At 65.1% G+C, this 13263-nt stretch carries 12 protein-coding genes; 5 read left to right on the top strand and 7 right to left on the bottom strand.

From position 1 onward, the window contains the following. Nucleotides 1-100 precede the first annotated feature (100 nt). Nucleotides 101-649 (top strand): aspartate racemase/maleate isomerase family protein, encoded by a 549-nt coding sequence (locus QO033_RS16745; protein ID WP_284482126.1) that lies wholly within the window; start codon nt 101-103, stop codon nt 647-649. A 109-nt stretch (nt 650-758) separates the two neighbouring features. Here the strand turns inward: QO033_RS16745 and QO033_RS16740 are convergent, their stop codons facing one another. The 7 genes from QO033_RS16740 to QO033_RS16710 form a co-directional block, all read right to left on the bottom strand. After that, nucleotides 759-1160, bottom strand: coding sequence for a RidA family protein (locus QO033_RS16740; RefSeq protein ID WP_284482125.1), 402 nt, complete (start codon nt 1158-1160; stop codon nt 759-761). A gap of 69 nt (nt 1161-1229) precedes the next feature. After that, a complete protein-coding gene (locus QO033_RS16735; protein ID WP_284482124.1) occupies nt 1230-2069 on the bottom strand; it encodes a tryptophan 2,3-dioxygenase in 840 nt (279 codons plus the stop codon). Between the two features lie 205 nt (nt 2070-2274). Beyond that, a complete protein-coding gene (locus tag QO033_RS16730) occupies nt 2275-3438 on the bottom strand; it encodes an acyl-CoA dehydrogenase family protein (protein WP_284482123.1) in 1164 nt (387 codons plus the stop codon). 100 nt (nt 3439-3538) lie between these two features. Beyond that, the gene (locus QO033_RS16725; RefSeq protein ID WP_284482122.1) at nt 3539-4339 is read right to left on the bottom strand and encodes an enoyl-CoA hydratase family protein; all 801 of its coding nucleotides are present in this window, start codon (nt 4337-4339) and stop codon (nt 3539-3541) included. Between the two features lie 2 nt (nt 4340-4341). Beyond that, nucleotides 4342-4815 carry a MarR family winged helix-turn-helix transcriptional regulator gene (locus QO033_RS16720; RefSeq protein WP_284482121.1) on the bottom strand — a complete coding sequence of 158 codons (474 nt, stop codon included), beginning with the start codon at nt 4813-4815 and terminating at the stop codon, nt 4342-4344. Beyond that, nucleotides 4812-5555: an SDR family NAD(P)-dependent oxidoreductase gene (locus QO033_RS16715; RefSeq protein WP_284482120.1), complete on the bottom strand. Its 744-nt coding sequence runs from the start codon at nt 5553-5555 to the stop codon at nt 4812-4814. The genes QO033_RS16720 and QO033_RS16715 overlap by 4 nt, the downstream gene beginning before the upstream one ends. Continuing rightward, a complete protein-coding gene (locus QO033_RS16710) occupies nt 5552-7858 on the bottom strand; it encodes a bifunctional salicylyl-CoA 5-hydroxylase/oxidoreductase (RefSeq protein ID WP_284482119.1) in 2307 nt (768 codons plus the stop codon). Before QO033_RS16710 ends, QO033_RS16715 begins: the two co-directional genes overlap by 4 nt. Before the next feature lie 398 nt (nt 7859-8256). Here QO033_RS16710 and QO033_RS16705 point away from each other — a divergent pair, with 398 nt between their 5' ends. From QO033_RS16705 to QO033_RS16690, 4 genes are all read left to right on the top strand, one after another. After that, nucleotides 8257-9630 carry an aminotransferase class III-fold pyridoxal phosphate-dependent enzyme gene (locus QO033_RS16705; RefSeq protein ID WP_284482118.1) on the top strand — a complete coding sequence of 458 codons (1374 nt, stop codon included), beginning with the start codon at nt 8257-8259 and terminating at the stop codon, nt 9628-9630. Between the two features lie 522 nt (nt 9631-10152). After that, complete coding sequence (locus tag QO033_RS16700) at nt 10153-10710, top strand: toxin-activating lysine-acyltransferase (protein ID WP_284482117.1); 558 nt, start codon at nt 10153-10155, stop codon at nt 10708-10710. A gap of 164 nt (nt 10711-10874) precedes the next feature. Then, entirely contained in the window at nt 10875-12170 is a 1296-nt protein-coding gene (locus tag QO033_RS16695; protein ID WP_284482116.1) for an extracellular solute-binding protein, read from the top strand. Between the two features lie 211 nt (nt 12171-12381). Next, the gene (locus QO033_RS16690) at nt 12382-13263 is read left to right on the top strand and encodes an ABC transporter permease subunit (protein WP_407682126.1); all 882 of its coding nucleotides are present in this window, start codon (nt 12382-12384) and stop codon (nt 13261-13263) included.

Below are 13263 nucleotides of genomic sequence, written 5' to 3'. Positions count from 1 at the left end.
CAAGACCACCCTCGAGGCCATCGCCGCCGGCCATCCGCAAGGCCGCATCGACGAACTTCTCCCGTGGAACTTCAAGCCGTCAAGCTGAACCTGAGGTGGGATGCAGCCGCCGCTTACGAAGGAAATGGGGGCAGAGGCGATCTCGCTCATGGGCACCTCGCTCAGCTTCTACCGGGGGCCGGAGGGCAATGCCGAAATTCTCGCCGCGCTCCGCGACGGTGCCGGCCTGCCGGCGACGACGATGACGGATTCGGTGCTTGAGGCGCTGACGGCAGTCGGCGGCCGTCGCGTCGCCGTCGCCACCGCCTATACCGATGCAGTCAATCAGGCGCTGACCCGCTACCTGAGCCAGAGCGGTTTCGAGGTGGCAGCACTGGAGGCGATGCATCTGAAGACGGTGGAGCAGGTCTTTGCCGTCACCGATGACGACCTGATGGCGCTGGCGGACCGCGCATTGGCCGCCGCCTCCGACGCCGATTGCCTGTTCATCTCCTGCGGCGGGTTGCACACGCTGGGCGTCATCCCGCAGCTCGAGGCGCGCCACGACCTGCCGGTGATCTCCAGCGCCACCGCCGGCGCCTGGGGCGCGGTGCGCCAGACCGGCCACAGCGGGCGGGCGCCGGGCGTCGGGCGGCTCTTCACCCTCTGATCGGCCTATGGCCGGGCAAAAACGCGAAAGGCCGCCCCGGGCGGGCGGCCCCATTCTCATCCGGCCATTCTCATCGTGCCGATCTCCTCCAGCCAGTCCCGGCGCGGGCTCAGCGCTTGCCGATAAAGGCGGTCGCCTCGATCTCCAGCAGCGCCTCGTCTTCCAGCAGGTCGGCCACCACCAGCAACGACATTGCCGGGAAGTTCCGGCCCAGCACCTCGCGATAGGCGCGGCCGACCTCGGCCTGATGCGCCATATATTCGGCCTTGGATTTAACGAACCAGGTCAGCCGGGTGATATCCGCGGCCGTGCCGCCGGCGGCCTCGACCACCGCCAGAATGTTCCGCAGCGCCTGTTCCATCTGACCGATGAAATCATGCGCTTCAAAGGTCTGCTCGGCCGTCCAGCCGATCTGCCCACCGACATAGAGCGTGCCATCCTCTGCCAGAATTCCGTTGGCATAGCCCTTGGCGGGCGCCCAGCCTTCGGGGTGGATCACCGTGTTCGTCATGTCTCGCCTTTCTCTCTACGTTCCGTCACGGCCCCGCCGGGGCCCTCGTTTCCTTGCCCCGGCCGCCCGTTACAGACCGCCGCGCAAATGCCAGAGCTCGGGGAAGAGCTCCACTTCCAGCATCCGGCGCAGATATTGCACCCCGGAGGTGCCGCCGGTGCCGCGTTTGAAGCCGATGACGCGCTCAACCGTGGTCACATGGTTGAAGCGCCAGCGGCGGAAATAATCCTCCAGATCGACCAGCTTCTCGCCCAGTTCATAGAGCGTCCACCAGCGATCGACGTCCTGATAGACCTGCGTCCATTTCTCCTGCACCGCCTCGACCGGCTGATGCGGCTGCCCCAGCTGCGGCGCCGGGATCTCGGCATCCGGGCCGTCGATGGTGGTGAACAGCAGCCGGATCACATCGTCATAGAAGCTCGGCCGCGCCAGCTCGGCCTGCAGCATCGCCTGCACCTCCGGCACATGCTCATGCGGCTTCAGCATGTTCGGGTTCCGGTTGCCAAGGATATATTCGATCATCCGGTACTGATAGGACTGGAACCCCGACGACGGCCCCAGCGCCTCGCGGAAGCGGGTGTAGTCGGCCGGTGTCATCGTCCTGAGCACATCCCAGGCGTTGTTGAGCTGTTCGAAAATACGGCTGACCCGCGCCAGCATCTTGAACACATGCGGCATGCGACCGGCGTTCATTGCTTCGCGCGCCGCCGCCATCTCGTGGATCGCCAGTTTCATCCACAGCTCGCTGGTCTGGTGCTGGATGATGAACAGCATCTCGTCATGCGCGCCGCTCAGCGGCTTCTGCTGCGACAACAGCCCGTCCAGGCACAGGTAATCGCCATAGGACATCGCATCGGCGAAACTCATCCGGGCGCCTTCGGACCCGGGATTATAGGCGGATTCGGTCATCCGAAAATCTCCTGACTTACGCGTTCCAGCCGGCCCGCTGCCGGCGCCGGTCTCGCTCCCGACCAGAGCATTCCATGCCCCCCGACGGAAGCGGAGAGCTCCGGGCAGCCCCTGCCGCGGCGACTTTCGCCACGGCAGCGCCCGCAAGATCATCGGACCCGGCCGCTGTCAACGTCTGCCCCGCCGCCATCGCCGCGCCCCGGCCTCAGCCGGCCTGAAACCCGGCCAGCGCCTGGCGGGCGATCACCACCCGCTGCACGTCCGAGGCGCCCTCGTAGATCCTGAGCGCCCGGATCTCGCGATAGAGCTTCTCGACCGTCTCGCCCGCGCGCACCCCGTCGCCGCCATGCAGCTGCACCGCCTTGTCGATCACCTGCTGCGCCTGATCGGTGGCGAAAAGCTTGGCCATCGCAGCCTCGCGGGTGACCCGCGGCGCGCCGCTGTCCTTGGTCCAGGCGGCGCGATAGACCAGCAGCGCCGCAGCATCCACATCCAGCGCCATATCGGCGATATGGCCCTGCACCATCTGCAGATCGAAGAGCGGCGCCCCCTGCACCTGCCGCGTGGTGACACGGGCCAGCGCCTCGTCCAGCGCCCGCCGGGCGAACCCCAGCGCCGCCGCCGCCACGGTCGAGCGGAAGACATCGAGCACCGACATCGCGATCTTGAACCCGGCGCCGGGCTGACCCAGCAGCGCCGAGGCCGGGATACGACAGTCGGTGAACCTGAGCGTCGCCAGCGGGTGCGGCGCGATCACCTCAAGCCGCTCGGCGATCTCGAACCCCGGCGTATCGGCCGGCACGATGAAACAGGACAGCCCCTTGGCGCCGGGCGCCTCGCCGGTGCGGGCGAAGACGCAATAGACATCGGCGATACCGCCGTTGGAAATCCAGGTCTTCTCGCCGTTCAGCACATAGAAGTCGCCATCCCGCTCCGCGGTCATGGTGGAATTCGCCACATCCGAGCCCGAGGCCGGTTCGGTCAGCGCAAAGGCCGAAATCGCGCTGCCCGCCCGCGTCTTGCTCAGCCACTCCCGGCGCTGCTCCGGCGTCCCGAAGAGCGAGATCGCCCCGGTCCCCAGCCCCTGCATGGCAAAGGCGAAATCGGCCAGCCCGTCATGGCGCGCCAGCGTCTCGCGGATGATGCACAGGCTGCGCACGTCCAGCCCCTCGCCGGTCTCCGGGTCGACGGCCGAATGGGTCAGGAACCCGGCCTCGCCCAGCCCCTTGACCAGCGCCTTGCAGGCGGCATCGGTGTCATGGTGATCGATCGCCCCCAGATGGGATGCGGCCCAGTCGTCCAGCGCCTCGGCCAGCGCCTTGTGGCGCGGCTCGAAAAACGGCCAGTTCAGGAAACTGCGGTCGGGCATCTCTCCCCCTCCCTCTTCTTCTCTGTTCCAAATACTCCCGCCGGAGGCTCCCGCCCCCGGCCATCCGCCCGGCCCCCGGAAGGACCGGGCGTCCCTTAGGTCAATCGCCCTCGAAGACCGGTTTTTCCTTCGCCACGAAGGCGTGATAGGCGCGGTGGAAATCCTGCCCCTGCATGCAGATCGCCTGGGCCTGGGCCTCGGCCTCGATCGCCTGTTCCAGCGACATGCTCCACTCCTGCGCCAGCATGGTCTTGGTCATCATGTTGGCGAAATTCGGGCCGGCGGCGATCTTCGCGGCCAGCTTCTGTGCCGTTGCCTCCAGCTCGTCGGCCGGCACCACGCTGTTGAAGAACCCCCAGGCCTGGCCCTCTTCCGCGCTCATCGCCCGGCCGAGGTAGAGAAGCTCTGCCGCCCGGCCCTGGCCGATGATGCGCGGCAGGATCGCGCAGGCGCCCATGTCGCAGCCGGCCAGCCCGACGCGGTTGAACAGGAAGGCGGTCTTCGCCTCCGGCGTCGCCACCCGCAGGTCCGAGGCCATGGCGATGATGGCGCCGGCGCCGGCGCAGATGCCGTCCACCGCCGAGATGATCGGCTTGCCGCAGCCGATCATCGCCTTGACCAGATCGCCGGTCATCCGGGTGAAGGTCAGGAGCTCCTTCATCGTCATCTTGGTCAGCGGCCCGATGATGTCATGCACATCGCCGCCCGAGCTGAAGTTGCCGCCATTGGGCAGAAAGACCACGGCCTTGACCTCATCGTCGTAATGCAGGTCGCGGAACCAGTCGCGCAGTTCGGCGTAGCTGTCGAAGGTCAGGGGGTTCTTCCGCTCGGGGCGGTCGAGCGCGACGGTGGCGATACCGTCTTTGATCTCGCATTTGAAATGCTGCACGTCGCTGCGCATGGTCAGGTTTTCTCCTCAAGAGTGTCGTTCAGGTAATCCAGCCGGCGGATCATGCCGTCGACGTCATCGGCGTTCAGCCCGTCCAGCATGTCGTTGATCCAGGTTTCGTGGGCCGCGGCCTGATCGGCGAAGGCGGTCTTGCCCTTGGGCGTCAGCCGCACCAGCGAGGCGCGCCGGTCGCCCGGCACCGCCACCCGCAACGCCAGCCCCTCTTCGGTCAGCCGGTCGACGATGCCGGTCACATTGCCGTTCGACACCCTCAGCATGTCCGAGATCTGGGACATCTTCAGCCCCTCTGGACTGCGCGACAGTGCCGACATCACATCGAACCGCGGCAAGGTCGACTGGTACTCTTCGCGCAGGCGGCGGCGCACCTGCTCTTCCAGCAGGCTGCTGGTCTTGAGCAGTTTCAGCCACAGCCGCAACCGGGATTTCGACAGCGAAGACGCGCCAGCGCCGACCGATTGGGGTGTCATGTCTCTCCTCCAGAGAGCGACAGCGCATGGCCGTTCACCGACCGGGCCGCCTCGGTGCAGAGCCAGAGCGCCGCGCCGGCGACTTCATCGGTCTGGATGAAGCGCTTTTGCGGGTTGCCCGACTTCAGCGATTTGGCGGCCTGCTCCTCGCTCATACCGGTGGTCTTTACGATATTGGCGATGGAACGGTCCAGCAGCGGCGTCTCGATAAACCCGGGACAGAGCGCGTTGACGGTGATCCCGGTCATCGCCAGCTCCACCGACAGCGCCCGGGTCAGCCCCAGCACCCCGTGCTTGGCGGCGCAATAGGCGGCGACATAGGGATAGCCCTTCTGCGCCGCGGTGGAGGCGACCGCGATCATCCGGCCCCAGCCGGCAGCCTTCATGTCGGGCAGCGCCGCCTGCCAGCAGTTCGACACGCCGATCAGGTTGACCGCCAGCATGGCGCTCAGCTGCTCCGGCGTCATCCGGGCAAAGGGCACGCTTTCGGCGGCCCCGGCATTGGCGACCATGATATCGACCGGCCCCCGATCGGCCCGGGCGGCGGCAAAGGCGGCCTGAACCGCCGTCGCATCGGTCACGTCGCAAAGCTGATAGGGCAACCCCTGCGCCTGCAGGGGCGCCTCCGACCGGCCCATGATGGTGACCGTTGCGCCAGCCTCGGCCAGGGTGCGGGCGACGTCCGCCCCCACCCCGGTGCCGCCGCCGGTCACCACCGCATGTTTGCCCGCCAGCATCATACCTTGATCGCCGCCTCTGCTTCCCGCTCCCGCTCGGCAAGACGCCAGAGCAGATCACGGCCGCCGCGATAGGGTTCCGGCCAGACGGCATAGCGGTCGCCCAGTTGTGCGCCGGCATGCAACGTCCAGTAAGGATCGGCCAGATGCGCCCGGGCCAGACAGACCAGATCGGCGCGCCCCGCCATCAGGATCGAGTTGACGTGATCGGGCTCATAGATATTGCCCACCGTCATGGTCGGGATGCCGGTGTCGTTGCGGATGCGATCAGAGAAGGGCACCTGGAACATGCGGCCGTAGACCGGCTGTTCCTCGGCCACCGTCTGACCGGAGGAGACATCGACGATATCGACGCCAGCGGCATGGAAGGCCTTGGCGATCTCCACCGCGTCCTCCGGCTGGTTGCCGGCCTCGCCGACCCAGTCATGCGCCGAGATCCGCACCGACATCGGCTTTTCGGCGGGCCAGACGGCGCGCATCGCCTTGAACACTTCCAGCGGATAGCGCAGGCGGTTTTCCAGGCTGCCGCCATATTCGTCCGACCGCGTGTTGGTGGCCGGCGACAGGAAGGTGCCGATCAGATAGCCGTGGGCGGCGTGGAACTCGATCATGTCGAAACCGGCGCGGTCGGCCATCTGCGCGGCGGCGACGAACTGGTCGCGCACCATGTCCATGTCGGCGCGGGTCATCTCACGCGGGGTCTGGCTGGCGGGCTTGTAGGGCAAGGGCGACGGCGCGATGATCTCCCAGTTACCCTCGGCCAGCGGCGCGTCGATGCCGCCATCCCAGGGCACGCAGGTGGAGGCCTTGCGACCGGCATGGCCGATCTGGCAACAGACCTTGGCCAGCGTCTCCTTATGGACGAAATCGGTCAGCCGCTTCCACGCCGCCTCATGTTCGGGGGCATAGAGCCCGGGGCAGCCGGGGGTGATCCGGCCTTCGGGGCTGACGCAGGTCATCTCGGTGAAGATCAGCCCGGCGCCGCCCTTGGCACGTTCGGAATAATGGCCGAAATGCCAGTCTGTCGGGCAGCCGTCCTCGGCCTTGTACTGGGCCATCGGCGACATCACCACGCGGTTGATCAGGTCCATCTGACCGACCTTATAGGGGGCGAACATCGGCACCCGCACCGGCGCATCCGCAGGCACGCCGGCCTGCATCTGGAACCACTTCTCGGCCGATTCCAGCCATTCGGGATCGCGCTGACGCAGGTTTTCGTGGGAGATCCGCTGCGACCGGGTCAGCAGAGAATAGTTGAACTGCACCGGATCGAGATCGAGGTAACGCTCCACCTGCTCGAACCATTCGAGCGAGTTGCGCGCCGCCGATTGCAGCCGCAGCACATCCAGCCGGCGTTCCTCCTGATAGCGCTCGAAGGCCTTCTCAAGCGTCGGTTCAGAGGTCAGGTAATTGGCCAGCGCGATGGCGCTGTCGAAGGCCAGCCGCGAGCCGGAGCCGATGGAGAAATGCGCAGTGGCGGAGGCATCGCCCAGCAGCACGACGTTCTCGTGATACCATTTCTCGCACAGAACGCGCGGGAAGTTCATCCAGACGGCAGAGCCGCGCAGATGCGCCGCGTTCGACATCAGATCGTGACCGCCCAGGTATTTTTCGAACACCTTGCGGCAGGTCTCGACGATCTCTTCCTTGCTCATGTCCTCGAAGCCGAACTTCTCCCAGGTGTCCTGGGCGCATTCGACGATGAAGGTCGCGGTATCGGCGTCGAACTGATAGACATGCGCCCAGATCCAGCCGTGTTCCGTCTTCTCGAAAATGAAGGTGAAGGCGTCGTCGAACTTCTGATGGGTGCCGAGCCAGATGAACTTGCAGGCGCGGACCTCGACATTCGGCTTGAAGGTGTCGGCATATTCGCTGCGCACCCGCGAATTGATGCCGTCGGAGGCAACCACCAGATCGTACTCCTTGCGATAATCCTCGGCCGAGCCGAACTCGGTCTCGAAGCGCAGTTCCACCCCCAGTTCGCGGGCGCGTTCCTGCAGCAGGATCAGCATCTGCTTGCGGCCGATGCCGGCAAAGCCATGGCCGCCCGAAACCGTGCGCACGCCGTCGTGGATCACGGCGATATCGTCCCAATAGGCGAAATGATCGCGGATCGCCTTGGCGCTGACCGGATCGTTTTCGGCCAGGTTTTCCAGCGCATCATCGGACAGCACCACGCCCCAGCCGAAGGTGTCGTTGGCGCGGTTGCGCTCGATCACCACGATCTCGTGCGACGGATCCCGAAGTTTCATCGAAATGGCAAAATAGAGCCCGGCCGGCCCTCCGCCAAGACACGCGATACGCATGAGGCAACCCCCTTCTGATGGTTTGGAACGGGCCGGCACCCCGGCCTTTGATCCGACGCTAGGCCGAGTCGGAATTTATTTCAAGCTTAAACTTTATATCTATCAAACATCCAAGCATGAAGCTTATTGCCCCCTCCGTCTTAGCCGCCCACCGGGCGAAAGCCGCGCGCTGAACCGCGCCCCGACCGGGCAAGAGAAAAGCGGAAGAAAGGGGCGCCGGGCCCGCGCCGCCGCCGTCGGCCCGATCGCCCGGGCATCGCGCCGAGGGACCGCGCCCTACCCCCTTGGGGTTATATGCCGCCGTATTTGATCAGATTAACCTGGTCGGGCGATCTGCCGGGTCCCTCCGCCAGGCCGCCTACCCTGACCTGAGACGCTGATCTGACACGGAGCCGCCCATGACTCTCGACCTGCCCCGCACCACTGACGAGATCCTCACCACCGATCTGCATCTGGTGCAGTCCTTCGCCGATCTGAACGCGCTGAAACAGTCCGGCGCCCGCACCGCCATCGTCGCCGCCGAGGGCGCCATGGTGCGCGACAGCGATGGCAACGAACTGATCGACGGCATCGGCGGGCTGTGGTGCGTCAACGTCGGCCACGGCCGCCGCGAGATCATCGAGGCGATCACCGAACAGCTGCAGACGCTGGATTTCTATTCCACCTTCTACAGCTTCACCCACCCCGCCGCCGCCGCGCTGTCGGCCAAGCTGGCAGAGCTGGCGCCGGGATCGCTGAACAAGGTCTATTTCGGCAACTCCGGATCGGTGGCCAACGATTCCGCAGTTCGGATCCTGCATCACTATTACAACCGGCTCGGGCAGCCGAAAAAGCGCCTGGTGCTGAGCCGGCAGGGCGCCTACCACGGCTCCACCTATCTCTCCATCGCGATGACCACGCCGGAGTATTCCGATGGCTGGTCACGGGCCGAGGGGCTGGTGCATTATCTGCGCAAGCCGCATTACTGGCACGAGGGCGACGGCATGACCGAGGCCGAATTCCTCGATGCGCTGATGGAAGACATGCGCAGCCGGATCGAAACCCTGGGCGCCGAGAACATCGCCTGTTTCGTGGCCGAACCGATCATGGGCGCTGGCGGCGTCATCGTGCCGCCGAAGGGCTATCACAAGCGCGCGCTGGAGATCTGCCGCGACTACGAGATCAAGTATATCTCGGACGAGGTGGTCACCGCCTTCGGCCGGCTGGGGCATTTCTTCGCCTCCGAGGCGGTCTTCGACATTCAGCCCGATATCATCAACACCGCCAAGGGGCTGACCTCCGGCTATCAGCCGCTGTCGGCCACCATCATGTCGGATGAGATTCACGAGGTGATCTCGGGCCCCGGCGGCAGCTTCCTGCACGGCATGACCTATTCCGGCCACCCGGCCGCCGCCGCCGCCGGGCTGGCCAATATCGCGCTGATGGAACGCGACGAAATCCCGCAGAAGGCGCAGGTGACCGGCAAACTGTTCGAAGAGACGCTGAAAGGGCTCGAAGATATCGAGATCGTCGGCGAAGTGCGCGGCAGCCACTTCATGATCGGCATCGAACTGGTCAAGGACAAGGCGACAAAGACGCTGTTCGATCCCGATCTGAACATCGGCATGATGGTGGCGCAAAAGGCCCAGAGCAAGGGGCTGATCGCCCGGCCGCTGGGGCATATCCTGATCCTGTCGCCGACGCTGATCATGACGCCGGAGCTGATCGCCAGGACCGGTGCCATCCTGCGCGAGAGCATTCTCGAGGTCATGGCCAGCCTGAAGGCAGCCTGATCGCCGCGACCTGCCCCGGCGCCGCGCCCCCGCGGTCGCCAGGCAACACGAGACCGGTCGGGCGGGCCGAAACGGCCTGGCCGACCAATCCCTGATCACCGGGCAAGCGCTTCACAGTCTATTGAGCGCATTGAGAAAAACCGAACTTGACATCCCTTCGCGCGATTGTCTAACAGGGCCCTGTTCGAAGACTGGCGGTCAAGACCCAAACCGCCGAAATGCTTAGATGCGGACCCGATATACCCGGGTCCGGCATGTCGAGTCCGGACACCGTGGTCATAGGTTCGTTTCTCCCCCACAGAGGCGAATGTATGAAGGTGTTTGTGACATGTCGGCAATCTCTGTCCCCCCACAACACGAGACTCGGGCCCGGTGCCCCGACCGTGTCAGGCGTTTCATCCCCGCCTGTACCGCTTTTTCCGCGACTTCCGGCGCGGTTGGTGCAGGCGGGGTCTTCGACACCCCGCATCCCCCGCGAGCAGACTGACGAGTTTCCGATGATACATTTCCCATGGTGCGCCCATGCGCGTTAACTTCGCCGGGATCGGCGACCGGCTTCCCGATCCGGATACGCTCGACGATCTGTCGCTGGAGGCCTGCGGCGCCTTCACCCATCTCTATATGCATTCGCCGGCGCACCGCCGGCAGACCCTGAAAGAACTGCAGATGATGCTGCAGCCGGCGCTGGACTGGGGGCTCTACCATATCTTCCGCGATGCCGGCGGGGTGCCACGCGCCGGCGTCACCTGGGCCTGGCTGAACAGCGATGCGCAGAATCGCCATGTTGCAGGAGAGTTCCTGGCGCCGGCGGACTGGCGCTCGGGCGATCGCTTCTGGATGATCGATTTCGTCGCCCCCTTCGGCCCGCACTGTGCCACCGCGGCGATGAACTGGCTCAGGCGCAACATGCCGGCCAGCATCACGCGGGTCAGCTACATGCGCCCGTCGGAGGATTTCGGCCTGCCCGCGAAGGTGGTCACCTGCCGCCGGATGGCCAATGACCGCTGGGGCGCAGAGGCCTGTTCGGCCTGCGACTATGTCCGGGCCTCCACCCTGCGACGCGCCCGCTGGTTGCACTGAATACACACCCTGGGTGACGCAGGGGCAGCCCGCCCCGGGCCGGGCTCCGGCGCCGCGGGCGACCCCGGGAACAGTTACACAACCTTCATATTGCTGAGGAAAAACCGTCACAGAGCAAGCGTACGGGTCGCCGCAACTCAAACCCTGAAAAGGACGGTGGACTCATGTTCAAGACCACGGCGGCGACGCTTGCATTCGCCCTGACTACGACGACCGCGATGGCCGCAACCGATATCACCTGGTGGCACGGTATGGGCGGGCGCAACGGCGAAGTGATCAACGAGATCGCCCAGCAGTTCAACGCGGCGCAGGACCAATGCGCCCTGACCCCGATCTCGAAAGGCACCTATGAAGAGGCGCTGTCCTCGGGCATCGCCGCCTTCCGCTCGGGCGAGCAGCCCAACATCCTGCAGGTCTTCGACGCCGGCGCCGCGACCATCATCGCCGCCAAGGGCGCGACCATCCCGGCCGAAGATCTGATCAAGGGCGCCGGTGAAAGCTTCAACCGCGAAGACTTCATCGCCGGTGTGCGCAACTTCTACGCCGACAGCGACGGCAAGTTCATCGGCATGCCGTTCAACTCCTCGGCGCCGATCCTCTATCTGAACACCGAAGCCTTCGAGAAGGCCGGGGTCGAGGCACCGAAGACCTGGGAAGATTTCGAAGCCATCGCACCGAAGCTGAAAGAGGCCGGCTACATCCCGCTGACCGCCTCGCAGCTGACCTGGATGATGGTCGAGAACTTCAAATCGCGCAACAACCAGCAGTTCGCCACCAACAACAACGGCTACGACGCCATCCAGGGCACCGAGCTGGTCGTCAACGACGACAATCAGGTGATGATGTTCGAGAAGCTGAAGGAATGGGCCGATGAGGGCTATTTCGGCTTCTACGGCGCCGGCTGGTCGGACAACCTGAAACCCTTCGAAGAAGGCAAGGCGGCCACCTGGATCGGCTCTTCCGGCTCCTTCGGCGGGCTGCAGAAATCGGCCGAATTCCCCTTCGGCGCGGTCTTCATGCCCTACTGGGACTCGATCGAGGGTGCCGGCACCCAGAGCTTCATCGGCGGCGCCGCGCTCTTCGCCATGGCCGGCAAACCGGAGGCCGAGAACGCCTGTACCGCGCAGTTCTTCACCTTCCTGACCTCGCCGGAAACCCAGGTCTACTGGCACAAGAACACCGGCTACGTTCCGGTGACCGAGGCCGCCTATGAGCTGGCCAAGTCGCAGGGCTACTACGACGAGAAGCCGGTCGCCGAAATCGGCATCCAGCAGCTGATGCTGCCGGGCGGCGAATGGACCAAGGGCTACCGGATGGGCTTCTACCCGCAGATCCGCTCGGTCATGGAACGCGAGTTCAACCGCATCTTCTCGGGTGAGGTCTCCGTCAAGGATGCCTTCAACACCATCGAGGAAGAGGGCAACGCCCTGCTGGCCCGCTTCGCGAAGACCGCGAAGTAACGCCGCGCTCACAGCCAACTGGCGGGGTTCCGGGTTCGCGCCCGGGACCCCGTCGCAATTGGCGGATCGCCGGGTGGGCCCCCGCCCGCGCCGGCACCGCCCCGCGAACAGGACAGAACAGGTGACCGATACGCCCCTTTCATCGACCGGGTCGGATCCGAAGATCCTCCACCGGCTCCGCGCCTGGTGGTCCGGTGAGACCGCCACCCCCGTGAAACGGGTGCAATTCGACCAGCAACTGACGCCGTGGCTGTTCGTGCTGCCGCAGCTCGCGGTGGTGGTGATCTTCTTCTACTGGCCCTCGGTGCAGGCCGTGACCTCGTCTTTCTACATCGAGGACCCCTTCGGCTTCGGCGCCACCTTCGTGGGGATGGAGAATTACGCCGACGCGCTCAACAGTTCGGAATATCTCTCCACCGCCGCCTTCACCGCGTTTTTCTGCGTGCTGGTGACCGCGCTGGCGCTGGGGTTCGGGCTGTTGCTGGCGGTCAAGGCCGACAAGGTGATCCGCGGCGCGGAGACCTACAAGACGCTGCTGATCTCGGTCTATGCCATCGCGCCGCCGGTGGCCGGGCTGATCGGCATGATGTTCTTCGACATGCACATGGGGCCCTTCACCAAGCTCGCCGCGCTGTTCGGCTATGAGCTGAAGGTCGGGATCAACTACTGGGATACCGCCACCGCGCTGATCGTCATCGCGGTGTGGAAGCAGATCCCCTACAACTTCATCTTCTTCCTCTCCGGGCTGCAGTCGGTCCCCGTCTCGGTCCGCGAGGCGGCGCTGATTGACGCGAAATCGGGCTGGCGGCGGTTCCGTGACGTGACCCTGCCGCTCCTGGCGCCGACCGCCTTCTTCCTGCTGATCATCAACATCACCTACACGATGTTCGACACATTCCCGATCATCGACGTGATCGTGAAGGACAAGCCCGCCAACAACCCGATGACGCTGGTCTACAAGGTCTATCTGGACGGGTTCAAAGGCAACGATATCGGCGGGTCCTCAGCCCAGTCGGTGATCCTGATGATCGTCGTCGCGGTGCTGACGGTGCTGCAGTTCCGCTTTCTCGAACGCCGCGTTCATTACGGGTGA

Source organism: Pseudodonghicola flavimaris (assembly GCF_030164425.1).
GTDB lineage: Bacteria > Pseudomonadota > Alphaproteobacteria > Rhodobacterales > Rhodobacteraceae > Pseudodonghicola > Pseudodonghicola flavimaris.
Note: the sequence above shows the minus strand (reverse complement) of the source record. Positions and strands in the feature narration are given on the sequence as shown.

Coding starts and splice junctions, on each gene's coding strand:
- QO033_RS16720 (WP_284482121.1), bottom strand. CDS start 4,815: ATGACACCCCAATCGGTCGGCGCTGGCGCGTCTTCGCTGTCGAAATCC.
- QO033_RS16730 (WP_284482123.1), bottom strand. CDS start 3,438: ATGCCCGACCGCAGTTTCCTGAACTGGCCGTTTTTCGAGCCGCGCCAC.
- QO033_RS16705 (WP_284482118.1), top strand. CDS start 8,257: ATGACTCTCGACCTGCCCCGCACCACTGACGAGATCCTCACCACCGAT.
- QO033_RS16735 (WP_284482124.1), bottom strand. CDS start 2,069: ATGACCGAATCCGCCTATAATCCCGGGTCCGAAGGCGCCCGGATGAGT.
- QO033_RS16710 (WP_284482119.1), bottom strand. CDS start 7,858: ATGCGTATCGCGTGTCTTGGCGGAGGGCCGGCCGGGCTCTATTTTGCC.
- QO033_RS16740 (WP_284482125.1), bottom strand. CDS start 1,160: ATGACGAACACGGTGATCCACCCCGAAGGCTGGGCGCCCGCCAAGGGC.
- QO033_RS16715 (WP_284482120.1), bottom strand. CDS start 5,555: ATGATGCTGGCGGGCAAACATGCGGTGGTGACCGGCGGCGGCACCGGG.
- QO033_RS16725 (WP_284482122.1), bottom strand. CDS start 4,339: ATGCGCAGCGACGTGCAGCATTTCAAATGCGAGATCAAAGACGGTATC.
- QO033_RS16695 (WP_284482116.1), top strand. CDS start 10,875: ATGTTCAAGACCACGGCGGCGACGCTTGCATTCGCCCTGACTACGACG.
- QO033_RS16745 (WP_284482126.1), top strand. CDS start 101: ATGCAGCCGCCGCTTACGAAGGAAATGGGGGCAGAGGCGATCTCGCTC.
- QO033_RS16700 (WP_284482117.1), top strand. CDS start 10,153: ATGCGCGTTAACTTCGCCGGGATCGGCGACCGGCTTCCCGATCCGGAT.